The 24,122-nt window shown below is 40.9% G+C and carries 25 protein-coding genes; all 25 read right to left on the bottom strand.

Translation table 11 applies throughout. The features are described from left to right. Positions 1–11: 11 nt before the first annotated feature. Positions 12–1,145 carry a flagellar biosynthesis protein FlhB gene (flhB, locus tag IEY03_RS09480; RefSeq protein ID WP_188841127.1) on the bottom strand — a complete coding sequence of 378 codons (1,134 nt, stop codon included), beginning with the start codon at positions 1,143–1,145 and terminating at the stop codon, positions 12–14. Positions 1,146–1,154: 9 nt separating this feature from the next. Then, a complete protein-coding gene (gene fliR, locus IEY03_RS09475) occupies positions 1,155–1,958 on the bottom strand; it encodes a flagellar biosynthetic protein FliR (protein ID WP_188841126.1) in 804 nt (267 codons plus the stop codon). A 4-nt stretch (positions 1,959–1,962) separates the two neighbouring features. Beyond that, on the bottom strand, positions 1,963–2,232 hold the full coding sequence (gene fliQ / locus IEY03_RS09470; protein WP_188841125.1) for a flagellar biosynthesis protein FliQ: 270 nt from the start codon (positions 2,230–2,232) through the stop codon (positions 1,963–1,965). 8 nt (positions 2,233–2,240) lie between these two features. Beyond that, positions 2,241–2,999, bottom strand: coding sequence for a flagellar type III secretion system pore protein FliP (gene fliP, locus IEY03_RS09465; RefSeq protein WP_188841124.1), 759 nt, complete (start codon positions 2,997–2,999; stop codon positions 2,241–2,243). After that, positions 2,992–3,396, bottom strand: a complete 405-nt coding sequence (gene fliO / locus IEY03_RS09460) for a flagellar biosynthetic protein FliO (RefSeq protein WP_229778261.1) — start codon at positions 3,394–3,396, stop codon at positions 2,992–2,994. The genes fliP and fliO overlap by 8 nt, the downstream gene beginning before the upstream one ends. Before the next feature lie 106 nt (positions 3,397–3,502). Continuing rightward, positions 3,503–3,886 carry a flagellar motor switch protein FliN gene (fliN, locus tag IEY03_RS09455; protein ID WP_188841123.1) on the bottom strand — a complete coding sequence of 128 codons (384 nt, stop codon included), beginning with the start codon at positions 3,884–3,886 and terminating at the stop codon, positions 3,503–3,505. Between the two features lie 9 nt (positions 3,887–3,895). Next, positions 3,896–4,924, bottom strand: coding sequence for a flagellar motor switch protein FliM (gene fliM, locus IEY03_RS09450; protein WP_188841122.1), 1,029 nt, complete (start codon positions 4,922–4,924; stop codon positions 3,896–3,898). A 27-nt stretch (positions 4,925–4,951) separates the two neighbouring features. After that, positions 4,952–5,482: a flagellar basal body-associated protein FliL gene (gene fliL / locus IEY03_RS09445; protein WP_188841121.1), complete on the bottom strand. Its 531-nt coding sequence runs from the start codon at positions 5,480–5,482 to the stop codon at positions 4,952–4,954. Positions 5,483–5,583: 101 nt separating this feature from the next. Then, a complete protein-coding gene (locus tag IEY03_RS09440; protein ID WP_188841120.1) occupies positions 5,584–7,173 on the bottom strand; it encodes a flagellar hook-length control protein FliK in 1,590 nt (529 codons plus the stop codon). Between the two features lie 175 nt (positions 7,174–7,348). Further along, entirely contained in the window at positions 7,349–7,795 is a 447-nt protein-coding gene (fliJ, locus tag IEY03_RS09435; RefSeq protein WP_188841119.1) for a flagellar export protein FliJ, read from the bottom strand. Between the two features lie 34 nt (positions 7,796–7,829). Continuing rightward, entirely contained in the window at positions 7,830–9,170 is a 1,341-nt protein-coding gene (gene fliI / locus IEY03_RS09430; RefSeq protein WP_188841118.1) for a flagellar protein export ATPase FliI, read from the bottom strand. Beyond that, positions 9,139–10,236: a flagellar assembly protein FliH gene (gene fliH / locus IEY03_RS09425; RefSeq protein ID WP_188841117.1), complete on the bottom strand. Its 1,098-nt coding sequence runs from the start codon at positions 10,234–10,236 to the stop codon at positions 9,139–9,141. Before fliH ends, fliI begins: the two co-directional genes overlap by 32 nt. A gap of 46 nt (positions 10,237–10,282) precedes the next feature. Continuing rightward, a complete protein-coding gene (fliG, locus tag IEY03_RS09420) occupies positions 10,283–11,335 on the bottom strand; it encodes a flagellar motor switch protein FliG (protein WP_188841116.1) in 1,053 nt (350 codons plus the stop codon). Continuing rightward, positions 11,328–13,007, bottom strand: coding sequence for a flagellar basal-body MS-ring/collar protein FliF (fliF, locus tag IEY03_RS09415; protein ID WP_188841208.1), 1,680 nt, complete (start codon positions 13,005–13,007; stop codon positions 11,328–11,330). Before fliF ends, fliG begins: the two co-directional genes overlap by 8 nt. Before the next feature lie 65 nt (positions 13,008–13,072). Next, the gene (gene fliE, locus IEY03_RS09410) at positions 13,073–13,426 is read right to left on the bottom strand and encodes a flagellar hook-basal body complex protein FliE (protein WP_188841115.1); all 354 of its coding nucleotides are present in this window, start codon (positions 13,424–13,426) and stop codon (positions 13,073–13,075) included. Between the two features lie 161 nt (positions 13,427–13,587). Further along, entirely contained in the window at positions 13,588–14,934 is a 1,347-nt protein-coding gene (locus IEY03_RS09405; protein WP_188841114.1) for a sigma-54-dependent transcriptional regulator, read from the bottom strand. After that, positions 14,927–16,105 carry a sensor histidine kinase gene (locus IEY03_RS09400; protein ID WP_188841113.1) on the bottom strand — a complete coding sequence of 393 codons (1,179 nt, stop codon included), beginning with the start codon at positions 16,103–16,105 and terminating at the stop codon, positions 14,927–14,929. The genes IEY03_RS09405 and IEY03_RS09400 overlap by 8 nt, the downstream gene beginning before the upstream one ends. A gap of 113 nt (positions 16,106–16,218) precedes the next feature. Next, complete coding sequence (locus tag IEY03_RS09395) at positions 16,219–17,649, bottom strand: sigma-54 dependent transcriptional regulator (protein ID WP_188841112.1); 1,431 nt, start codon at positions 17,647–17,649, stop codon at positions 16,219–16,221. Positions 17,650–18,128: 479 nt separating this feature from the next. Next, positions 18,129–18,533 carry a flagellar export chaperone FliS gene (gene fliS / locus IEY03_RS09390; RefSeq protein ID WP_188841111.1) on the bottom strand — a complete coding sequence of 135 codons (405 nt, stop codon included), beginning with the start codon at positions 18,531–18,533 and terminating at the stop codon, positions 18,129–18,131. Between the two features lie 6 nt (positions 18,534–18,539). Beyond that, positions 18,540–18,866, bottom strand: a complete 327-nt coding sequence (locus IEY03_RS09385; RefSeq protein WP_188841110.1) for a hypothetical protein — start codon at positions 18,864–18,866, stop codon at positions 18,540–18,542. Between the two features lie 68 nt (positions 18,867–18,934). Continuing rightward, the gene (fliD, locus tag IEY03_RS09380) at positions 18,935–20,302 is read right to left on the bottom strand and encodes a flagellar filament capping protein FliD (protein ID WP_188841109.1); all 1,368 of its coding nucleotides are present in this window, start codon (positions 20,300–20,302) and stop codon (positions 18,935–18,937) included. A gap of 53 nt (positions 20,303–20,355) precedes the next feature. Then, positions 20,356–20,760: a flagellar protein FlaG gene (locus IEY03_RS09375; RefSeq protein WP_188841108.1), complete on the bottom strand. Its 405-nt coding sequence runs from the start codon at positions 20,758–20,760 to the stop codon at positions 20,356–20,358. A 123-nt stretch (positions 20,761–20,883) separates the two neighbouring features. Then, a complete protein-coding gene (locus tag IEY03_RS09370) occupies positions 20,884–21,702 on the bottom strand; it encodes a flagellin N-terminal helical domain-containing protein (protein ID WP_188841107.1) in 819 nt (272 codons plus the stop codon). A gap of 284 nt (positions 21,703–21,986) precedes the next feature. Beyond that, positions 21,987–22,808 carry a flagellin N-terminal helical domain-containing protein gene (locus IEY03_RS09365; RefSeq protein WP_188841106.1) on the bottom strand — a complete coding sequence of 274 codons (822 nt, stop codon included), beginning with the start codon at positions 22,806–22,808 and terminating at the stop codon, positions 21,987–21,989. A gap of 101 nt (positions 22,809–22,909) precedes the next feature. Then, positions 22,910–24,112, bottom strand: coding sequence for a flagellar hook-associated protein FlgL (gene flgL / locus IEY03_RS09360; protein WP_188841105.1), 1,203 nt, complete (start codon positions 24,110–24,112; stop codon positions 22,910–22,912). Between the last annotated feature and the right edge of the window lie 10 nt (positions 24,113–24,122).

The raw sequence follows: 24,122 nt of genomic DNA, 5'->3' as shown, positions 1-24,122 counted from the left end.
TACAAGTTGGGTTAGTACTTTAAATCATCTGGAATAGGTTGTTTTAATGGAACGGGTGTGGGTCGACGACCTTTACCTTTTTGATATTGTTTTAATTGAAAAACATAAGCTAATACTTGCGCGACTGCGGTAAATAAGCCCTCAGGCACTTGCTGATCGACTTTGGTCGTGTGATATATCGCCCGCGCTAAGGGCGGAGCAGAAACAATGGCAACATTATGCTCACGGGCGATTTCACGAATTTTAAAGGCGACATCATCCACACCTTTAGCGATTAAAAATGGCGCTGATGAACGGCTGATATCATATTTAACAGCCACGGCATAATGTTCAGGATTGACCACGATGACATCTGCATTAGGCACTTCAGCCATCATTCTTCGCTGGGCTATCTCTCGCTGCATCTGCCTTACACGGCCTTTAATCTCTGGCTGGCCTTCTGAGTCCTTATATTCATCTTTAATTTCTTGTTTGGTCATTTTAAGTTGCTTGTTGTGATTCCAAATTTGAAATGGCACATCTATTACAACGATGAACAACATAGAAGAACACAGTAAAATAAACATCCAAACCAGCAAATCTAAGGCATGGTAGACATTACCAGGAAGGTGATCGCTTGAGAGGGTTAAAATGTCGTAAAAATAAATATCCAGTAATAGATAGGCTGCAATAGCAACAACAGAAAACTTGGCAATGCCTTTAGTTAATTCAACTAAAGCTTGAGTCCCAAACATTCGCTTAAAGCCATTCAAAGGATTCATTTTACTGCCCTTTGGCATAAAGGCTTTTACTGAAAAAGACATGCCACCAAGAACAATGTTGCCCAAAAAAGACACCAATGCTAACAAGGCAATAAAGCTTAGTAATGGCCATGCTAACTCACTACCAACCACGCCCCAAACACGAAACATAGAGTTAGTATCAAAAATTTGCGCACGCTCCATGGTAAAAATTTGTTTCATCATGGCGTATAAACTCTTGGCGATTGCAGGCCCCGTCATAGCAAAGCCTACCGAAGCTGCCAATAGCACTGCTGCCGTACCTAACTCTTTTGAGCGAGCAACCTGACCTTTTTCACGCGCCTGCTCAAGGCGCTTACTGGTGGGCTCCTCCGTGCGTTCTTGGCTACTATCATTTTCTGCCATGTTTCGCCCCTAGAAAGTCACACTGCCATCAATTTGGCATTGTAGTTGTAAAATATCACACATCAATAATTGTGCGGCTAACCAGACCTCATCAAAATGCGCCATAATTGGTCCTAGGGTTAACCATAGAATTAGCAAACCACTGACCATGGTGACAGGAAAACCAATAGAGAAAATATTTAACTGAGGCGATGCTCGGGTCATCACGCCAAAGGATAAGTTAATCAACAATAACGCAACAATAGCTGATATGGACATAGTTAAGGCTGCGCCAAACATGTAACCGCCCCACTCCGCCAAACTTCGGTAAGTAGCAATGTTTATTCCTTGATTAGAAACCGGGATCGTTTCAAAGCTGGCAACCATCATACGAAACATTAATAAATGCCCGTCGACAGCTAAAAAAATGAGGGTTGCAAGTAACAAGAATGTATTACTCACCACGGGCGTCTGCTCACCAGAGCCTGGGTCAACCATGGAAGCGAAACCTAAACTGGTTTGCATACCAATAATTTGGCCGGTTAGCACAAATGTTTGCATCATCATCAAACTGACAAACCCCATGGCTGTACCAATCAAGATTTGCTGCAGGGTAATAAACACCGAGCTCAATGCAAATAGCTCAACGTTTTCAACAGGGGGAAGTACAGGCACTATTGCAAAAGTAAAAGCGACGGACAACATTAACCTAACTCGTGATGGTGTCGTATTAGCACCAAAAACAGTCATGGTCATTAACATTGCTGAAATACGAAAAAGTGGCCAAAGATACATGGCAATTGTCTGACTGATTTCATCAAACAAAATGTCCATCAACTTAACCTATCACTACGGGAATAAGATTTACCATTTCCAGAAAGAAATCGACCATAGTTTGTACCAACCAGTGCCCTAAAAACATCAGTGCGAACAAGGTAACTAATAGACGTGGTAAAAAGCTCAGGGTTTGTTCGTTAATTGAGGTTGCAGCTTGGAACACGGCAACAACGAGGCCAATAGCTAAGCCAGGTAAAATGATCGCCGACACAATCAATACAATGATTGATAGCGCTTCACGAAAAATATCAATTAAGGATTCAGGAGACATATTTCCTCCTATATCCCAAAGCTATTGGCTAAGGTTCCCATCACTAAACTCCAACCATCTACCAATACAAATAGCATTATCTTAAAGGGTAATGACACAATCATGGGTGATAACATCATCATACCCATTGCCATCAAAATACTCGCAACCACCAAATCTAATACCAAAAATGGCACGAACAACATGAAACCAATTTGAAATGCGGTTTTTAACTCACTGGTAATAAATGCGGGAATAATGACGCTCATTGGCGCTTGCTCTGGAGATTTAATATCTTTATAGCCCGATATTTCAATAAAAGTTTTTAAATCTGTCGTTCTAACCTGAGATAGCATGAAGGCTTTAATTGGCTCTTTACCGACATCATAGGCCTGATTTAACGTCATAGATTCATTCATGTAAGGTTCAACCGCTTCGGCATAAATTTTATCAAATACCGGCGCCATGATAAAAAAAGTCATGAACATGCTTATGCCTATCAACACCTGATTAGATGGGGTTTGCTGTAAACCTAAAGCTTGACGAAGAATAGATAGCACCACGATGATACGGGTGAAAGACGTCAACATAATCACCATGGCAGGAATAAAGCTCATTGCTGTCATTAACAGCAAAATCTGCATAGTCACTGAGTATTCGGTAGCACCATCGGCACCTGTTGTGACAGTTAATGCAGGTAAAACTCCATCTTGAGCAACTGCGCCTGAAGACCAAATAAAGGCGCTGGCAATCAAGCCCCAGAATAAACCTTGCAACCCTTTACTCATGATGATTTTCCTTAGCTTGCTGTAAATTTTTCGCAAATGAATGGTTTGATTCTTCAATCGGTTTAGCTAATTTATCGAGTAGGTTTATTTGATGCGGCGTCACGCCCAAGAGGTATTGTTGTTGATTAATTTCAACTACTATCAATTTTTCTTTCTGTCCCACTTGAGTCATTGCGATAGTTTTGATTATTGCATTTTGACTCGGTACAAGATTTAGTTTTTTGACAATATAAGCAAGCAAAAAGATTAACGCTATAACGACAATTAATCCACCCAACATGTTTGCTAAAGTAGACACATAACTCGTATTGTTGCTATTAGACGAGAGAATTTGCGACGCTGTTGTATCGTCAATAACCACAGCAGCGTTAGATAAAACAACAGTAAGGTACGACACAGTTAATCCTTGAACCAGTAATCACTTAAATGTTTCACCATTAACATGAGGTAAAACCCTTAAGTGATCATTGCTAAGTCAAGACCAATACCGCAAGGAACGGGTCTTATTTGAGTTTCTTGATACGCTCTGTTTGGCTAATCACATCGGTAAGTCGAATACCAAACTTATCATTCACAACAACGACTTCGCCATGAGCAATTAAAGTGCCGTTGACCATCACATCTAATGGCTCACCTGCAACGCGGTCTAGCTCAACCACTGAACCTTGGTTTAATTGCAGTAAATTACGAATGCTAATAAAGCTTCTACCCACTTCCATTGAAATAGTTACAGGAATATCGAGAATTGAATCTAATTTAGCCGCATCCTCTTTTGAAATAGGCTTTGAATCATCAACCAATTCATCAAGTTCAACTTGCTGAGCCTCTTCAATAGCTTGTTCAGCCATGGCTGCTGCCCAATCATCACCAGTATCTTCAGTACTCATCACTTCACCTTATAAATCTGAAATATCACGCGACTTACCTTTGCGTGTTACCAATTGTAATTCTGACTTAACCGTTTCTGGTCTTGGTATTTTTTCACTAATTTTTAATGCCAAATTATCGCGTGATTTGCCTAACTTACAACGATAAGTGGGTAGATCTTCAATGCGCATCATAATATGTTCAGGTAATTCAATTGGAATAATATCCCCCGCTTTAAAATCCATCACATCTCGAAGTTTTAATTCATGTTCAATAATATTAGCGTCAAAACCCACTTGCACATCCATTATTTCATCACGTAAAGCCTGAGACCAGCGCATATCAGTATCTTGTTTATCGCTTTGTACCCCAGCATCTAGCAGCTCACGAATAGGCTCAATCATGGAATAAGGCAAGGTAATGTGAAAATCGCCACCACCGCCATCGACTTCAATATGAAAAGAGTTAATGACTACGACTTCAGTAGGACTAACAATGTTCGCCATAGCGGGGTTAACTTCTGAATCCAAATATTCGAATTCGACATCCATTACTGGAGCCCAAGCATCTTTATAATCTTCAAAAATAATTTTTAATAGTAACTGAACAATACGGCGCTCTGTTGGAGTGAACTCTCGACCTTCAATTTTTGCATGAAAACGTCCGTCACCACCAAAGAAATTATCCACCAAGATAAAGACTAACCGAGCTTCCATCGTGATTAAGGCTGTTCCTTTTAATGGACTAAAACGCACCATATTTAAACTTGTTGGAACAAAAAGTGTGTGCACATATTCGCCAAACTTGAGCATTTGCACACCATTAATAGACACCTCTGCAGCACGACGCATCATATTAAACATACTGATCCGCAAATGACGCGCAAAACGTTCATTGACGATTTCCAACGTTGGCATGCGCCCACGGACAATTCGATCTTGAGATGAAAAGTCATACGACCTAGCATCGTCTCCACCTGAGTCTATGTCATCTTCATCAACATCATCGACGCCATGAAGCAGCGCATCAATTTCGTCTTGGCTTAATAAATCACTCACATCATCACCTTAACTACCCAGTCAGGATTATTGCATTACAAAACCAGTAAACAACACTTTTTCAACCACTGTTTTACCGGTTACTGATTGCAATGTATTTTGTACGCTCAATAAAGCTAATTGACGCATTTCATCTTTGCCTGCTTGCGTGCTTAACTTCTGCACATCTGCGCCACTAAAGGTTGTTAATAAAGCATCTTCAATTAATGGAATGTGTTTTTTGACGGTTGTTTCATCATCGGAGCCACGTACCATCAACTGCACTTTAATTTCAACTAAACGAGCGCGGTCAACGCCTGGCAAATTAAATAAAAATGGCCTTGGCATACCGACATAATTAGCTTCAAGAGCAGAAGATTTTGGATCGATTTGTTCAGAGGTCACAGCACCAGGATCAGCTGAGTCTGTGGCAACTGGTTGGTCGTCAGAACCCAGAAACAACCATGCACCAACACCAATAAGGATTGCGACAACAATGCCAATACCACCAAAAAGAATTAATTTATTACCCTTTTTAGGCTCGGTATTTGTCTCATTAAGTTCTAATTCTTCAGCCATTGCACTTCCTAGTATATTTAAACGGTATATCCGTGGGTAATATTAGCTAATTATATTTAGTATTAACCGAATACATAACAATATCTCTATAGGTTACCGACTTAAGCGTAATAATCTATACCTGATTGCAAACTCTCTGAATGATTTTGAAACATTGATTGCTCTAATGCTGAATTTTCGTCCAAATCATGCGGTTGGCCAGCACCTTGTGAAGATTCTTGTGATTGACCGTCACGACCACCGCCCCCTTGAGAAACATGACTATCTGCAAGTTGCAACCCCTCTTGGGCTAACATGTCCCTTAATCTAGGGATCGCTTGTTCAATTAAATCTCTGGTTTGGGCTTGAGCTACGTGAAATTGCACTTGAGTTTGATCACCATTCACCTGAATTTTAACCATTAAATGCCCTAACTCTGGTGGATCAAGGCGGATCTCCGCCTGCTGAATACCATTACTCACCATAGTAATTAATTGCTGCTTCATTACAGGAGAAAAACGCTGGATCATCTCCTGCATCTGCACTTGAGACTCGCCATGTTGTTTCAATGCTAATTGAAACTGAGGTACGTCACTTTTATGAATCGGCGTAAAACTACTCTGATTTTGCAAAGGTTTTGTTTCCAAAGCATTATCTAATGAAGAAAAACCGTCAAAATTTATTGTTTTATCTGTGGTATCGGTACCCCCACCCACTAAAACAGCGTTAGGTTTAATAAGTTCAACCGAGAGCTGAGTTTTATTACTGCTATCTGGTGAAGCAACGGTTGCAGCGCTCGACAACTCGGTTGCAGTACCTAAAATATTGACTTTATCAGCCGTTGAAGAGGCTGAGATAGATGGTTTACTTTGCTGTGCGAACATATCTGCGGGTAACTTATCGGTAGCCGACTCTTTACTGACATCTTTTGCCGCAGTTAACCCTGCTGCAAACTGAGCAACTGGTATTGTTTTATCTGCATCATTCATCGGCTTTAGCGTAACATCCGCTAAATCCGCATCAGCCAAGTCAAGATCGTATCCATCAACCATAGAAGATTGCAGGTTAAAGTCATCGACTATTTTGGCTAAATCATCATGTGATAATGAAGCCAGTTCTGTCTCAGTTAGTGATGAAAATATGATTAATTGTTCCATTTGAGTAAGAGGTAAAGACGTTAAATATACGCTATTTGGCTCAGCTTCTTTGGGCACTGAAATGGTTTCAACAAATGATTCATCTAGACTTGTTTTACTGCTTGCATCCAACTCAGTTGCTAGCAATGACTCATCAAAGATTGGCAGCGTAGTGCTAACAGCATCTTCGTCAATTATGTGAATATCTTCGGCAGAGATGATGTCTAAATCTGACGTTAGGATATTTTCACTAGATACGATATCGTCGTGCGGCAATATTTTTCCGCCAAGTTTACTTTTATCAAATGACAGCGCCATATCTAGCTGTGCAAAAATGAGGGCGACATCGCTTTCATCGATGGGTTCTGAAAGGTCAAGTTCAGCCCCCATGACACCCGATAGCTCTGAGGTTTTCTTAGTGTCAGCTAACTCGGAATGTTGAAATGATGATGTTTGGTTAGCTTGGTTAAAAACAGAAAGGAATGAATGGTTATCAGACACTTGCATAGTATCTTTTACCTGCGAGGACTTATTTGAACCATTGCCTGCTAAAAGAATATTGCTCATCTGTTGCATAATACATGCTCCGCAAACTCAACCTAAAGAAAAAATTAATCATCGTTTCGTATAAGATTTTTAGTAGGAAAACACAGCAAACTAAAATGAGAAACGTCACTTCAATGACGATTAATTGTAATATAAGTAGTATTAAGCAAAATAGATGCCAATTAAATATTGAGAAGGTAAGGTGTTATTTGTCTCTGCGTTGGCGAATGTATTGCTGCATGGCAAATTCATCGGACATTTTTTGTTCACGTCTGGATTCGGCAATTTGTGCTTTCTGCGCTTTTTGCGCTAACAACATCTCGATGGCTTTACGTTTCTGTTGTTTTTCCAACCAATGGGATTGACGATATCCCACCTGTTGTTCAGCATCTTTTACCGCAGCAACCTGCTGAGTAATGGCGTTATCGACTTGCTTAATAAATTGATGAAATTGGTGATATTGATTGGCACTTAAACTTTGACCTTGTTGGCCTTTCATCTGTTTCATGTAATCAAGGCGATAATTATTTAAAGCATCTAACTGACCTTGCCTCTTTTGCTTTTCAAACTGTGCTGATTTCAGCTGCATTGCTGCTTGCTCTTCAGCTTCGGTCGCTAATTTAAGTACTGTGATTAATGGATCGCTTGCCATGCTCTTTCCCTAATACCATTGAACAATGAAAAGATTAATTCTGACATTGACCCGCTATTTGGCTCATCATCAAGGCGCTGTTTTCAAAGTTAATGGCTTCTTTAAAGCCTTGACGTAAAAATGCATTCATTGCGGGCTGCAACCTAATAGCATTATCAATTCTAGGATCGCTGCCTTGTGAATAGGCACCTATTGAAATCAAATCACGATTTTGTTGATATAAAGAATACATTTGTTTTACACGGCGCATGGCTTCTAGATGTTCAGCACTAATCACCATAGGCGCAACTCGGCTAATTGATTGCTCGATGTCGATAGCTGGGTAATGGCCTGAATCAGCCAAACGACGCGATAATACTACGTGACCGTCTAAAATTGCGCGCGATGCGTCAGCTATCGGATCTTGTTGATCATCACCTTCCGTTAACACGGTGTAAAATGCGGTAATTGAACCTTGTCCAGGACCGCCATTACCCGCTCGTTCTACTAATCTAGGCAATTTAGCAAATACCGAAGGCGGATAGCCTTTGGTTGCTGGCGGCTCACCGATAGCTAAGGCCACTTCACGCTGTGCCTGGGCATAACGGGTTAAGCTATCCATCAATAACAGTACGTTATAGCCTAAGTCACGGAAATATTCGGCTATTCGTGTAGACGTTTCGCATGCTCTAAGACGCATAAGTGGCGAGGTATCAGCGGGAGCCGCCACAACGACGGAACGCGCACGACCATCTTCACCCAAAATCTCTTCAATAAACTCTTTTACTTCGCGGCCACGCTCACCCACGAGACCAACAACAATCACATCGGCATTAGAACCACGGGTCATCATGCCTAACAGCACACTTTTACCGACACCAGAACCGGCAAATAATCCCATGCGCTGACCTTTACCGACGGTTAGCATGGCATTAATAGCACGAACGCCAACATCTAAGGGCTCTGTTATCGCGCGGCGAGAAAGTGGGTTGATATAAGGGGGATGGCGAGATGCTTGCTCATTGGTTGTTAGCGGACCGAGACCATCTAAGGGTTGGCCGCTGCCATCTAACACTCGGCCTAATAAACTTAATCCGACACTTAAACCAGATTGCTCACCTAGAGGCTGCACACGTGCTCCTGGTAATACGCCACGGAGTTCTTCGACGGGCATTAAATAAAGTAACTTATCATCAAAACCAACGACTTCGGCAATCAATTCACCAACCATGGTTTCTATCGAACACAAACTGCCAACGGGGGCTCTGCATCCGGTTGCTTCTAACGTTAAGCCGACAACACGCACTAATTGACCACTGGCAATGGGCCTCAGTGGTACAACACTTTGATGATGAACTTTAAGCTTATTCAGTAATTGATGTTGACGGTTTATCATCGACCTCACCTTGCTCATCTGCATCCACAGCATTATTGCTATTGAACATAAGGCTCTTATCAGAGGTTAGATTAAGTTGTTCGCTCTGGGTCTCAGCATGTGCTGTTTCAGGGCTCATAGTTGACATATCGCTTTGGTCATCAGCCATGTCCACGTCTTCAGGCGTATTCACCTTATTCGCTTGCTCATCTTGACTTGCTGTTTTAGTAAGTGCATTTGCTAAGTCGTCCACTGCCGTTGAGCGGTAAACGCTATCTTCTTGTTTTGCTAAATTGACTTGGTGACTGAGCTGCAATGACTGTGCGTCCAAATGAGTGAAGATCTGTTCAATGCGCTGCGCTAAGGTTAAATTGACCGTGGAACGTAGGCTTTCAATAAACACATCACCTTGGGATAAACTTGGATCGCTTTCTAACACCCAATCATTTTGAATTAATTGAGGTTGGCCATATAAGGTTGTCACTAAACTAACATCTTCAGGATGTAACCTCACCTTGACTCGTTGCTCTTTTATTGGCAATGCATCAACGCCTTGGCGAATTGTCGCGGCAATATGTTCTGGATGCATTTTTAATTCTTGCTGCACAACAGCCTTAGCGAGTGATAGTGTCATCGCGAGTAACTCGGCTTCGACCTCGGCATCTAATACAGCTAAAGGCTGTTCAAATTGATTTATTAATTGCGTAAATTGAGCAATTAATTGCGCCGCTTTTGTCGTACCCGTTTCATAACCTTGCTGCTCTCCCTGAGCAAAGCCTTCTTCATGCCCCTGAGCTAAACCGTCTAATCGACCTTGCTCTAATCCTTGTTGAAAACCATCTTGCTTTCCTTGTTCATAACCTTCTCGCTCAGCATCGGCTCTGATCTCTTCAATCTGCGCCATAGTCGGCATTTTGACAGCTTGTTCAACCACAGGTATTGATGATTGATAAGCGCCGGCTTTTTTACCGTATAAATTTGAAGGCTTATCGGCATTATCAAGAGTCACATCCGGCAGCTGCCAATGGCTGAACTCATGTTCATCCTCAACATTTAACACTTTTTTGGATATTTTTGAGTCTGTCATAGTTCAACCAATTTAAAAGACTTATGTAATGATACTATCACTGCGATTAGAGGAATTCTTCTCCACCACCGCCGCCAAGCATAATTTCACCGCTATCGGATAATCGTCGAGCAATCGATAAGATTTCTTTTTGTGCCACTTCAACTTCACTGATACGAATAGGGCCCATTGCTTCAAGATCATCACGAAGTAATTCTGCAGCACGTTTAGACATGTTGCCTAAAATTTTCTCTTTTAAGGCTTCATCAGCACCTTTTAGTGCTTTCATTAATACGTCTTGCTGAACATCACGTAGAAGCGCTTGAATACCTCTGTCATCAACATCAATGAGATTCTCGAATACAAACATCAGATCTTGAATTTGCTGCGCCATTTCTTCGTCAGACTCACGCATTGTTTCCATTATCTGACTTTCAACCCCTGTATCAAGGTAGTTCATGATGTTAGCCGCAGCTTTTAAGCCACCCATTTTGGCTGCCTGCGCGCCGCCCTGACCAGCAAACTGTTTCTCCATGATATCGTTTAACTCCTGTAACGCTGCTGGTTGCACCTCTTCAAGATTGGCAATCCGCATCATTAAGTCAAGACGAGTATTTTCAGGAAATTGGCTAAAAATCTCTGCTGCTTGATCGGGCTCTAAATAGGATAAAACGATGGTTTGGATTTGCGGATGCTCGTTTTGGATAATGGTTGCTACTTGACGTGCATCCATCCACTTCAATGAATCTAAGCCTTTGGCACCACTGCCCATGATAATCTGTTCGATCAAATTACCCGCTTTATCTTCACCCAGCGCAGCGGTTAATGCTTTACGCACAAACTCTTCACTATTAAAACCGATTGAAGAAAACTTTTGAATGTCGTCTAAAAAGAGCTTATGCACCCCAATCACTTTTTCTTGACCGAAATCTTGCATTGCCGCCATAGACATGCCGACCTTTTGCACTTGCTTAGGTTCGAGGTGCTTTAAAATTGACGCGGCATCAGCTTCGCTCAAACTGAGCAACAAAATAGCCGTCTTTTCTATCCCAGATAAAGACTCAGGATCAAAGGCGCCTTTTTCAGCTTTATCTAGTTTCTCTACTTTTTCATTAGCCATTGTCTTGTAACCAGTTTTTAACTACTTGAGTGGATAATTCAGGCTCATTTGCAACGAGAGCACGGATAGCCTTAATCATATCATCATCTTTATGTAAGTTAGGGATAAGAATCGAACCATCATCTGCATAGCTGTATTCGGCTTCTTTACTGTTTAACATCCCTAAAGTATCTGCTGCATATTGATCTTCAATTTCTGCAAGTTCATGCCCTAAACGTACATCTTCAGGCATATTAACACCATCTGGGTTAATAAGGCGTTTAAGCATAGGGCGCACAACGGTTAAAATCAGCACTAATACCACCAACGCACCTAACACTAATTTAATGGCTCGCCAAAACCAAGGTTGTTCCCACATATCAGGCTCAGGTAACTCTTCCATTAACTGATCCATAAAGGGTACTGTTACAACCTCTAGTGCATCACCACGTTGACTACTAAAGCCAACCGCGCCCTCTAATAATCTACGAATATTGGTCAACTCTTGTTCGGTCCGTGGTACTCGGGTAACTGCACCGTCTTCACCTGCTGGGCCTGGTTTATAGTCTAGGGCAACAGAAACACTAACTCTACGCACTTGGCCAACTTGTTGACGTGTATGGCTAATAGTTGTGTCATGATCAAAATTACGGGTTGCTTCGCGATGTGTATCAGAAGATTTGGTGGTTTCAGAAGCACCACCAGCTTCCATAGGAATATCAGACTCCATTGGAGGTTGGTTCGTCAGAGCCCCTGGAATACCACCGGTACTGCCACCAGAAGAATTACTTTCAATGGTCATTTCACTTCTAAGTGCAGGTAAATCTGGATCGAAACGTTTTGATGTCTGCTCTACGGCGGTAAAATCCATATTCACATCAACTTGCGAGGTATAATTTTCAGGCCCAAGAATAGGCATCAAAATCGAGTCAATTTTTTTACGATATTCCGCTTCTTTCTGTTGCACAATTTCTAGCTCGCGACGAGCTCGAGCAGATGCACCATCTTGACTACCTGAATTTAATAAACGTCCATTTGAATCTGTCACAGTCACTCGAGCAGGTTCAAGACCTTGTACCGCAGAGCCAACAATATCTACGATGGCGTCAACTTCTTCTTGACCTAAGCCACCACGTCTTACGCTCACTACTACCGTTGCACTTGGCTTTGAAGCATTTCTTGCGAAAACATTTTCTTTAGGTAACGCCAGAATAACTTTAGCGCGACTAATACTTTTTAGTTCTTCAATTGCACGAGCAAGATTTAATTCTTGGCTATGTTTTAAGCGGGCTTGCTCCATACGCTGGCTAACACCAAAACCACTGTCTTTACTCAAATAATCATCATTTTGGCTACTGCTTTCGATACCTGCTCGACTGAGTAATAATTTCACATCTTGATACTGATCTTCGGGCACCTTAACAACATCGACACTGATTTCGTATTTGATTTTATTTTTATCCAAAACGTCCAATACCTGGATCATTTCGGTAGTTTCCATCTTACCCAAGGGGCGATATTCAGGTTCTTGCGCCCACATCATAATGATGACGGCTAATGCTAAACATACCGCAAGCGCCAATATCATCGTCACCTGACGCATCATATCAGCACCACCCATATTGCTCAGCAAGCCAGATTTATTCTCTTGCTGAATGCCAGCATCAAGTGCTGCATCTGAACCTACCATTATGTCTGTGCTCACAATATGCCCCTACTTTTATTCTTTTTCATCAGCTAACCGGTATTTGCAGTCTATTAAACCGGCATACTCATAATTTCTTTATAGGCTTCAACAAGTTTATTTCTCACTTGCACTGTCGCCTCAAATGCCACACCCGATTTTTCGCGGGCAATGACCGTATCAGACAAGGTCACTGTTGAGTCGCCCATATCCAAGCGTGTCGCTAAATTTGAAGATGTTTGCTGCAAGCCGCTAACATGGCCTACAGCTTCAGACAGTAGTTGGCCAAAATCCGCACCGCTGGTGTTATTAATTTGCTGGGTTAAGTTAGGACGAATGATCGAGTCCATACTCGAACCATTAGAAGGCGTAATTGCGCCACGAAGCGACTGCATTTCTTGAAGTAATGGATTGGCGTTAATCTGCATGCTGTACTCCCATTCGTCGATTATTTGACGATAACTAGATCTCTTAACAGGGATAAAGCAAGTTGAGTGCCAATATGGAGATGAAAGCAAAAAAGCTACGTTTTACGCGTAGCTTTATTGATAAAACAATAAAAAAGCGGATTAATTAAGCAGTTTGAGGCTTATGCTGGTAATTGGATCCCCGCATCACGCATTTTAGCCATTTTATATCGAAGGGTTCTGGCACTGATCCCAAGTTTTTCTGCGACAAGTTTCCGACTACCATTACATTGATTAAGCGTTTCAAGAATAATCACATGCTCTTGTGCTTGTAATTCACCACCCAAACCTTCAGCTTCTATTGGCTTATCTTGATGTTGAACATCTAAATGCATACCAACATCGGCGGAATCAATAATAATATCTTGTTCACTGATATCTCCACCAGCATTTAAAATGAGTGCTCGTTGAATGACATTATCAAGTTCACGCACATTGCCTGGCCAGCGATGCGCCAGTAATCTTCGTGTGGCCACCTCACCTAACGCAGGCACAGGTTTGATATTAAATGCTTTGGCATGTTTCACTAATAAGTGTCTTGCTAAGGGTAAAATATCAGCAGGACGTTGATTAAGTGCAGGCCAGGTAAGTGGGAACACATTAATGCGATAATATAAATCTTCTCTAAACTCACCCGCGCTAGCAATGGCTTTTAAGTCTCTGTTTGACGTCGCTAACACTCTCACATCAAGCTTAATCGTTTTACGGCCACCTAATCGCTCAACCTCTCGCTCTTGCAGCACTCGTAGTAATTTAGCCTGCAAGCCTAATTCCATTTCTGAAATTTCATCAAGTAATAACGTACCACCTTGGGCTTGTTCAAATTTGCCAGGACATGCTTGATAGGCCCCGGTAAAGGCACCTTTTTCATAACCAAATAAGGTAGCTTCCAACATGTTTTCAGGAATTGCCGCACAATTAATCGCAATAAAGGGTTCATCTTTACGACTACTGTGTTGATGAATATAACGCGCTAATACTTCTTTTCCTGAACCACTTGGCCCCATGATCATGACTGAAGCATCAGAGTTAGCCACTCGTTGAGCCAATGCTAATAAAGCTAAACTTTTCTCATCAGCAACAACAGGTTGATCGGTATTGTGCTTTTGAGGTAAATATCGCGAAACTTGATTTAACAATACTTCAGGCGCAAAAGGTTTCGCTAAATAATCAACCGCGCCTAGCTTTATTGCGCTGACAGCACTGTCGATGGTGGCATAAGCGGTCATTAACAATAACGGTAATTTAGGCTGAGCCTGTTGTAAGTAATTTAATAATCCAATGCCACCGATCCCGTCCATTTGAACATCGCTGATCACCAAATCAAAATCATGCTTTTTTAACGCCACTATCGCTTCTTCAGCGCTGCCTACATCAACACACTCATAATGGGCTAACAATAAGGTATCGAGTAATGCTTCACGCAAATCTGCATCATCTTCAACTAACAGTAACTTTGCTTCAGACATGATTAACCTCCTGCGTGTTACCCTGGATATCTGCCGCTTTCAACATAGGAAAGCTTAACCTCACCTGGCAACCCATTTGTGGTTTACAGGATAATTGAATTTTTCCACCATGATTTCGCACAACAGACTGCACAACAGCTAAGCCTAAGCCTGTACCCTGAGCTTTTGTGGTAAAAAATGGCTCTAATACCTGTTGTTGAATATGTGGTTCAAGGCCTTTGCCATTATCGATAACATCTAAAATCACATGTTCTTTATCTTCAAATGCACAAATTTTAATTTTTGTCGCACCAGCTTCAATGCTGTTCATCACTAAATTATTTACCGCAGAACTTAGCGCATCACCATTAGCCAATAAACGTGCATCAGTTAAGCACTCTTGGTAAATATCACAGGATTTTCGTTGGGCGATAACCTCACAGTTTGCCATCACAGTGTCAATGATTTGCGCTATAGCAACGTTATCCGCTTTCGCGTCTTGACGTCCTTTGGCCATTAACAGCATATCGTTGACTTGACGTTCAAGCTCATTAAGGCGGTCAACGAGTTTCGTTTGAAAGCGCGTCTTTGAGGTATCTGCCAGTTTAGGGTTACCCAAATTAGAAGCATAAAGTAGTGCCGCCGATAATGGCGTTCTAATTTGATGTGCTAAAGTTGCGACCATTTTCCCCAATGCAGACAAACGCTGAAGATGGGATAAATTTTTCTGCAGTAAGCGGGTTTCGGTTAAATCTGTTAACACGATTAGCTGGCCAGGTTCAGGCGTTAAGGGTGAAATGGCTAACTTAACTCTTCGGCCATTTTTTAATGACACTTCATGTCCATCATCATCTTGTGGAGAAAATGCTCGGTTAATAATTTCAAACCAACGCAATCCTTGTAAAGGTCGGCCTAGCAGTTCTGCAGCCATTGGATTAGCTAACGTGATGACACCATCGCCATTAATAATCACGACTCCAGAAGGGAGAGCTTGAAGAATATGCGCCATTTGATTTGACATATTCGCGGCCTCTTGCACTTTCGCAAACTGACGATAAGTCAATTTACTGTCATGTGGAAATTCAGGAGAGCTATTGACTCGCAATGAAGACACAGCAGAAGATTCCAGCGAAAAGGTATTTAGCTGAAAATCTGTTTGTTGATGCTGAGTTACAGCGTGTGCGCTTAGCATAACGACTCCGTCAAAAGAATTACATTTAACGGGTTACTGCATTAAGTGTGCCAAAAAAAGAAAGCATACCGAATCGGTATGCTTTCAAAGTATTATAGCCAGTATTAAAAAGTTTATTCTTTACTCATGCCATATTTACGCATTTTTTCAACTAAGGTAGTTCGACGAATGCCTAACATTTCAGCTGCTCGGGCAACGACATTATCCTGCAGTTCTAAGGCTTGTCTAATCATATCAATTTCTAGCTCAGCCAATAAATCTTTAAGATTTACTCCCTCTGGCGGAAGCTCTGATGGAAAACGGCTTTCTGGAATATCAATAGGTTCATCATCATTAAAAATTGAAGCGAGAGCATCCCTTTCTAACTGTTCTTCACTAATTTCTACACAATATTCAGGGACATCAATATGACGATATTTTTGCGGTAAATCATTAACATCAACTAAACCGCCCGGATACAAAATAGTAAGACGCTCAACTAAATTAGATAATTCACGCACATTACCAGACCACGCATGTTCTTTAAGCGACTCTATTGCACGCTGCGTGAATCTAACCTTACCTCGTCCTTCGTTAAAAACACGGCTGACTAACTCTTGCAGCAGTAATGGTACATCATCACGTCGCTCACATAATGCAGGCATTTCGATAGGAAAAACATTCAAACGATAGTACAAGTCCTCACGAAACTCATTTTCAGCGATCATGGTTTCTAAATCACGGTGGGTTGCGGCAACAACACGCACATCAGTTTGAATTGTTTTACTGCCACCTACTCGCTCGAAAACTCGCTCTTGCAAGACTCGGAGTAATTTAACTTGCATTTGCAAAGGCATATCACCGATTTCATCAAGAAATAACGTACCACCTTCCGCAAGTTCAAACCGACCTTTACGGGAAGATATCGCACCGGTAAAAGATCCTTTCTCGTGACCAAACAATTCACTTTCAAGTAATTCTGGCGGGATAGCTCCACAGTTAACGGGGATAAATGGGCCATCTCTGCGCTCAGAAATATAATGAATATTGCGCGCAACCACCTCTTTACCTGTTCCAGATTGTCCTAATACCAACACAGTGGCATCAGAACTCGCCACTTGGCTTATTAAATGGCGAACATTAGCAATCCCTTGGCTTCGACCTACAAGACTTCTAAACAGCTTAGTTTGATTGCCGCTGGTAGGAACTTGCTCTTTTTTAGCTTGCCCAAATACCTGACAAAAATGTAATAGCTCAGTCAGTTGGGGATAGTTGAGAGGCTCTTCAATAACACCCAAAATATTAGATGTATCGACTTGCGCAGTGCCTAACAACAACAAAGGTTGCCATGGCGCGATTGTTGAAATGTTTTTTATGCTTTCTGTCGTTATACCATCAGATACAAGCACAATTGCACGGTATCTAGACTCTTCAATTAATGGTATTAAGGCGTCAACCGAAACAATGTCGCATTGCTCACCTAAGAATTCAAAAATGCAGCACAGGCGTGTTACACGCTCAGAAACGGTACCGACAATTAAAATTCGTTGTTCAATTTGCATCATTTAGGGGCCAAAAGCTTGTTTATAGGTACATATTCCGCTGCAATTATTCATTTTCTCAGGAAAAGCCTAAGAAATCGATCATCACATTTGTGATAACTCGTTATATAACTAGCAAAATAAATCACTTATCAATTTTTACGATTACAACTTATCAGTATAAAGATATTTGCAAAGAGTAATATTGTATTAACCAACTTCAAGAAGCAAGTAGAACAATAGCCAAATTAATACTCGCGCTAATTTTAGTGTATAATCGCTTCTATTGCATGCAACTATCACATTTTTATCTAAAATTTCTCACCAACAACATAATCTCAGATTTTTCTAATGTTCGCTACGTTCATGATTCAGTATGTCCGTTTTGCTAGTAAACACAATTGAGATACAAACAGTATTTTGAAATTAGCCATCTGTATAAAAGAAAAAGCGCTAATTAGTGTTGACTAATTAGCGCTTTAACATCGAAAAATCTAAAGCAACTAGCTTGCTTCAGAAGTTATATGATGCTTGTCTTGCGGAATGGCATCCCAGCCCTCTTTAATTGTTTTCAAAATAGCGGTTACATCATCAACCGCTTGAACATCATTATTTATATTAGCTTCGGATAGCCTTACTAACATAAAATCATATAAGCGACTTAAATTGACGGAAATCTCTCCACCCTCATCCATATTTAAGCTGTTATTTAAACCATTAATTAAACCAATCGACTTTCCAATTAGAATGCCTTTTTTCTCAAGATCACTATGCTCGATGGCATAACGACATTGGGCCAAGCGCTCAAGCGTGCCAGCAAACATCATTTGAATAATTTTATGCGGAGAAGCCACTGCAATTTCACTCTCAAGTGAAACTTTTCTGTAAGACTTTAAAGATCCTCTCATAATTACCTACCTGTTTGAATCTACATACTCATACATATTAATTTTTTTCTTCGTTGAGCGTCTAAGACTTAACAACTCTTTACGATTATTCATAACTTTAGCTGAGACCAAACTAAATCGATTAGATAATTCAACTTGTTCACTAAGTTTATCCCGTAAATTGATATCAAATGGCAAGTTAGTCAAACGTTCAACGTAAACTTGACGCTCTCTAACAGCTACCTGCAATAAATGAACCAACTCATCCGTTTTCTCATTTTCAGCTGGTAATTGCTCTAAATTTGACAATAACTCAGTTATTCTATCGTTAATCAACTTCAGTTCATCGAACAAAATAACATCCTCTATTCAGCGTAAAAATGAATTCTAAACTCAATAATCTTCAAGAACTAATCTAACGATTAGTTTTTAGCAACAGCCCCAGGTAAGGAGTTAAGGCGGTCAACGAGACCGGCACTTTGTTGATTTAATTGAGCGACGACAAGATCCATGGCATTAAACTGTTTTAGTAACCTTGATTCTAATTGCGCCATTTTAAGGCTAAATGATTCACGCTGTAGTGTCAGCCTTTTGGTCTCTTCAGTGTACGAGTTTTTTCGGTTATCAATAACGCCGCCAGTTTTCACATAGTTATTGGCCAGTTGATCAAACCTATTCGCTAACCCTGTACTGGGTGTTGAAAACAAACCTTCAATAGACGACATATTATTGGCAATACTGTCATCAAGTTTAGCTTCATCTATATTCAGTTTACCATAGCGGTCCGTCGATAAACCGATATCGTAAAGCGCGACGTCACTGCCATCAACAGAGACCCTTTCACTGACCATATTTCTTAACTGCGACTCAAGGGAACGTATCATTGAGTCTCCTTGTAACGCTGCAGCAGTTTTCTTATCTGCATCATACGAAGATAATTTTTCTATAGATGTCAGTAATGAATTATAGGTTTCAACGAAGCTTTTTAGGTTTTCCTTTACAGCTTCATTGTCTTGTTCGACAGTAAGAGTAGAAGTTGAGTTTAAATCTGCTTTGGTAAGGTCTAACGTTATGCCGGCAATTGCATCGCTAACAGAATTACTTTGAGAGGTCAGTTTTTGGCCATCGACGTGAATGATTGAGTTTTTAGCATCGACTAAGGTATTCAAATTGGTACCATTGAACATATCATTCAAACCAGTACCACTGGTGTCTGTTGCGACAACAGATATTTGATTATCTAATCCTGTTTTTGCAGAGCTAAATACAATTTGACTACCTGCATCGCTTTTTACCACAGTAGCAACAACACCAGAGTTATCTGATGCACTGTTTACTTTTGACGCTATAGCATACAAATCATCAGCAGGATCTACTGCGACAGAAAAGCTTTCACCATTTATCGAAAAATCTAAACTTCCCTCTCCGACAGCCGCTTTAGGATCAACAACACGAGCCCCTCCCACTTTATGCGCTTGAGCAAGTTGTTCAACCATAATAGAGTATGAGCCTGACTGAGCAATACTTGATGCTTTTGCGGTAAAAAATGGGCTATCACCCGTTGACACTTTCCGCTGGCTAAGTAACTCGCCTGACTGCAACTTTTTTGCAGCATCTTGGAAGTTGGATAACGCACTTTTTAATGTTCCGATGGCGGAAAGTTTCGCGTTAATTTTATCTTCGGTTCTGTTGAATATTGCTTCTTTGGGGAGTTTTTCAGCATCAACAAGTACCTTAACAATAGTAGAAATATCTAAGCCTGAGCCTATTCCTGTCGCTGTTAATGCCATACAACCTCCAAAACTCGATTCAACAAGTTAACATAGTTAATAAGCGTAAAAAGTTACACTTCTATTTTCATTAAAATCCCAGACACTTCGCTTAACTTCTCGGCAAGTTGCAGCGCTTCTTCACTGGGTATCTGACGAATAATATCACCAGAGTCAATATCCTGCACCTTGATAACTTGTTTTCCGGATTCTTCATCAACAGAGAATTTTAGCCCTTTTTGCATCATTGCTACCATATCGGTCAATTCTTTCGCAACAACGTCTAAAGACTCGTTTGATTTTCGATTATCTGTCGCCGTCTCTTCTTGCTGTTTTACAGCTTGAACTGTTGAAACTCTATCTAATTCAACTTGCTTAGTCTCAGAGTTCTTAGTATTTAAAGGAACACTGTTTAAATTAGATTTTGTTGTTTCGGCTCTGGCAATAAAACTTGCACTATTATTTGTTTGAATCTCCATGTTTCACCTCAACTCATACTGTTCTTGCAGCACAGTCCATTGTTAAAACAGATATATCTATGAGACAACAAAGGGAGATCCGCCAGCGAATCTCCCTATTAATACTTACAGACTTATCTTATATTATAGTAAAGATAACGCGACTTGTGGTAACTGGTTAGCCTGAGCCAACATCGCAGAACCCGTTTGTTGAAGTACTTGGTTCTTCGTCATAGCTGACGTTTCTTTGGCGAAATCGACATCTACAATACGAGATTTAGCATCGGCAACGTTTGCTTGAGTATTCGCACTGTTGCTGATGTTGTGTGCTAAACGGTTTTGTATCGCACCTAAGTCAGCACGTTGAGTATCGATATTCTTAATCGCAGCGTCAATTTTACCAAGAGCAGCGTTACGACCAGTAGATGTCGCGACTGAAAGTGAGCCAACAGATAGCGTACCAGCATCAGTTTTCTTCACTTTAATGGTGACATCTTCACCTTCTTGATGGCCTACTTGGAATTTAGAACCTGCAGAGAAAGTACCAGTCATCAACTTGGTGTTACCAAATGCTGTAGTTGTACCAATCGCAGTTATTTCTAATGCTAACTGATCCATCTCTGCTTCTAATGCACCTAAATCGTCTGCACTGTTTGCACCGTTTTCAGCTTGAATTGCTAAGTCACGCATACGTTGCAACATGTTAGTTTGTTCTTGCATTGCGCCTTCAGCAATCTGTGCAATAGAGATTGCATCGTTCGCATTTCGCATACCAACCTCTAAACCACGAACCTGAGAGTTTAATCGGTTAGAAATAGCCAGACCTGCCGCATCGTCTTTTGCGCTGTTAATACGCAAACCACTTGACAAACGTTCCATAGAAGTCGCAAGTGCACCAGAAGATGAATTCAAATTTTTCTGTGCTTTTAATGATGTAACATTAGTGTTTACTGTGATAGCCATGATTGCTTCCTCATATTTATTCTGACTTGAGATATGCCTGTTTGCTTTGCTCAAGTCAGACAGGTCTTGCTCGTTACAATATATGTAACGGCAAGTCAGTTTTATTCTTTAGTCTTTTTTTGACTTTTTTTTGTTCAAAGTCGATTGAATAAAAAAATTTCTGGGAAAACAATATTTAACAGAATAATAAATTTTTAAAGAATCAGCTGTACAGAAGCTATTTAGAGACTTTCAGAAACAAAATCAGCCTCTATGTTGAGGCTGATTAATATCTCTTTATCAAATTATCCTAATAGAGATAATGCAACTTGAGGTAATTGGTTCGCTTGAGCAAGCATTGCAGAACCTGTTTGCTGCAGAACCTGGTTCTTAGTCATGGTTGAGGTTTCTTTTGCAAAATCCACATCTACGATACGGCTTTTTGCATCTGCAACGTTAGCTTGGGTATTAGCACTGTTAGCAATGTTATGTGCTAAACGGTTTTGCACCGCACCTAATGCTGCGCGTTGGGTGTCAATTTTATTAATTGCACTGTCAATTTTACCTAAAGCAGAATTACGACCCGCTGATGTCAATACAGTTAACGCCCCAACTGAAAGTGAACTTGCATTGTTGGTGTTCACTTTAACTGTGACATCCTCGCCCTCTTGATGGCCAACTTGGAATAATTTGCCGCCAGAGAAGCCACCTGTCATTAATTTGGTGTTACCAAAAGCCGTACTGTTACCAATCGCAGTGATCTCTGTTGCTAGCTGATCCATCTCAGCTTTTAACGCAATTAAATCGTCAGCGCTGTTTGCACCATTTTCAGATTGGATGGTCAAGTCGCGCATACGTTGCAACATGTTGGTTTGTTCTTGCATTGCACCTTCAGCGATCTGAGCGATTGAAATTGCATCGTTCGCATTACGCATACCTACTTCTAAACCACGAACTTGAGAGTTCAAGCGGTTAGAAATAGCTAAACCAGCAGCGTCATCTTTAGCACTGTTAATACGTAAACCACTGGATAAACGTTCCATGGAGGTATTTAACGCGCCGGTTGACATGTTTAGGTTTTTTTGCGCCTTCATCGAAGTTACGTTTGTATTTACTGTAATAGCCATAAATATTTCCTCATTCCTAGTTGTGCTGCCAAGACTGTGGAGCTTGGCTAAATTTTACAATTTAACGATTTCTTTAATGGAGCTTTCTTAATGACAACTACTTATAAGTAATCAAACAATGAAAGCGTACCTACTCTTCCAAAAACACTCGATACTGCATTAAGTGCTAATTGTTGCTTTTCAAATTCAGTGATCGCAGCTGCCATGTCTAAATCTTCTAACTTAGCTAACGCACTATTATTAATAATGAGCTCTTCGTCATGATTGCTGGTGATATTCTCAAGCGCCTTTAAGTTGTTTCCTGCAATCCCTCTCGCAGAACTGACTTGATTTTGACCACTATCAATATCATTCAAGAGCTGTGCCAACTTTGACTTTCCTTGAGGGGTATTTGTCGCATCAGGTGTTTCAAGCAGCGATATAGCTTGCTGTAGCGTATCTAAAATGCTGACTTCGGATTGTGGCTCAAGGGTAAAACTATCTCCCGCCATAGGAGCACCAGATAAAGTCACTTCTATACCATTGAAAGTAACTGGATTATTGGAGTCAAAATTGGGCACAGTTGTTACATTTGCGCCAAATGAATCAATCACTTGCAAATCGACACCCGTACCATTGGCAACAAAGTTGAAAGTGTATGTATCTTCCACATGGGTACCTGGGTTTACAATGTTTGCGCCAGTAAGCTTGAAGTCGCCTTGCTGTGATGACAAATAGTTGACACCGTAGTCGCCCAGTGGATTTGGTGCAGACATGAAAGCAGTGTCGCCAGCAACATTAGTAGCAACATTAATGTTTTGCGATACAATACTGTGCCTTACACCTGAATCACCGCTGTAAACCACTTCTCCTGCACTATCAAAAGCAAAAGGGCGTTCATTCGTTTTAAATCCTGCAAATAGGTAATTACCAGATTCATCTTTGGTATTAGCAATCGACATTAACTCTTCTAAGCTGGCCTTCATTTCATCGGCAACCATTTGCCGCTCAACCGAACTCAAACTGCCGTTTGCGCCGCGTAATAGCTGCTCACGCATAGTTGTAACCAGTGTTTCTGCGCTGCCAAGTTTGCTTTCAGCCATAGAAAGATGATTAGTGGCGTAGTCAATATTTTTAACATACTGTCCAACCAATGCATTTTTTTGCTTCAAATTATCAATAACAATTGCAGCCACAGGATCATCACCTGCAGTATTTATTTTTTTACCCGTAGATAACTGTTCCAAAATTTTATTGGTTGATGTTTGCTTTTGTAAAATACTGGTCGTATTTTGATGAAACATTTGCCCGGTAGAAATACGCATAATTTAATTC

The sequence above is a fragment of the Shewanella aestuarii genome (assembly GCF_014647215.1).
In the GTDB taxonomy this organism is placed as follows: Bacteria; Pseudomonadota; Gammaproteobacteria; order Enterobacterales; family Shewanellaceae; genus Shewanella; species Shewanella aestuarii.
The sequence above is the reverse complement of the archived record's forward strand: the minus strand, read 5'-3'. Positions and strand labels throughout refer to the sequence as shown.

Coding starts and splice junctions, on each gene's coding strand:
- fliJ (WP_188841119.1), bottom strand. CDS start 7,795: ATGGCAAGCGATCCATTAATCACAGTACTTAAATTAGCGACCGAAGCT.
- fliE (WP_188841115.1), bottom strand. CDS start 13,426: ATGCAGATTAACGCCAATCCATTACTTCAAGAAATGCAGTCGCTTCGT.
- flgL (WP_188841105.1), bottom strand. CDS start 24,112: ATGCGTATTTCTACCGGGCAAATGTTTCATCAAAATACGACCAGTATT.
- fliL (WP_188841121.1), bottom strand. CDS start 5,482: ATGGCTGAAGAATTAGAACTTAATGAGACAAATACCGAGCCTAAAAAG.
- fliP (WP_188841124.1), bottom strand. CDS start 2,999: ATGAGTAAAGGGTTGCAAGGTTTATTCTGGGGCTTGATTGCCAGCGCC.
- IEY03_RS09405 (WP_188841114.1), bottom strand. CDS start 14,934: ATGTCTGAAGCAAAGTTACTGTTAGTTGAAGATGATGCAGATTTGCGT.
- IEY03_RS09375 (WP_188841108.1), bottom strand. CDS start 20,760: ATGGAGATTCAAACAAATAATAGTGCAAGTTTTATTGCCAGAGCCGAA.
- IEY03_RS09395 (WP_188841112.1), bottom strand. CDS start 17,649: ATGATGCAAATTGAACAACGAATTTTAATTGTCGGTACCGTTTCTGAG.
- fliG (WP_188841116.1), bottom strand. CDS start 11,335: ATGGCTAATGAAAAAGTAGAGAAACTAGATAAAGCTGAAAAAGGCGCC.
- fliR (WP_188841126.1), bottom strand. CDS start 1,958: ATGGACATTTTGTTTGATGAAATCAGTCAGACAATTGCCATGTATCTT.
- IEY03_RS09400 (WP_188841113.1), bottom strand. CDS start 16,105: ATGCTAAGCGCACACGCTGTAACTCAGCATCAACAAACAGATTTTCAG.
- fliS (WP_188841111.1), bottom strand. CDS start 18,533: ATGAGAGGATCTTTAAAGTCTTACAGAAAAGTTTCACTTGAGAGTGAA.
- fliQ (WP_188841125.1), bottom strand. CDS start 2,232: ATGTCTCCTGAATCCTTAATTGATATTTTTCGTGAAGCGCTATCAATC.
- IEY03_RS09370 (WP_188841107.1), bottom strand. CDS start 21,702: ATGGCTATCACAGTAAACACTAATGTTACATCATTAAAAGCACAGAAA.
- IEY03_RS09440 (WP_188841120.1), bottom strand. CDS start 7,173: ATGCAACAGATGAGCAATATTCTTTTAGCAGGCAATGGTTCAAATAAG.
- IEY03_RS09365 (WP_188841106.1), bottom strand. CDS start 22,808: ATGGCTATTACAGTAAATACAAACGTAACTTCGATGAAGGCGCAAAAA.
- fliH (WP_188841117.1), bottom strand. CDS start 10,236: ATGACAGACTCAAAAATATCCAAAAAAGTGTTAAATGTTGAGGATGAA.
- fliI (WP_188841118.1), bottom strand. CDS start 9,170: ATGATAAACCGTCAACATCAATTACTGAATAAGCTTAAAGTTCATCAT.
- fliN (WP_188841123.1), bottom strand. CDS start 3,886: ATGAGTACTGAAGATACTGGTGATGATTGGGCAGCAGCCATGGCTGAA.
- flhB (WP_188841127.1), bottom strand. CDS start 1,145: ATGGCAGAAAATGATAGTAGCCAAGAACGCACGGAGGAGCCCACCAGT.
- fliD (WP_188841109.1), bottom strand. CDS start 20,302: ATGGCATTAACAGCGACAGGAATAGGCTCAGGCTTAGATATTTCTACT.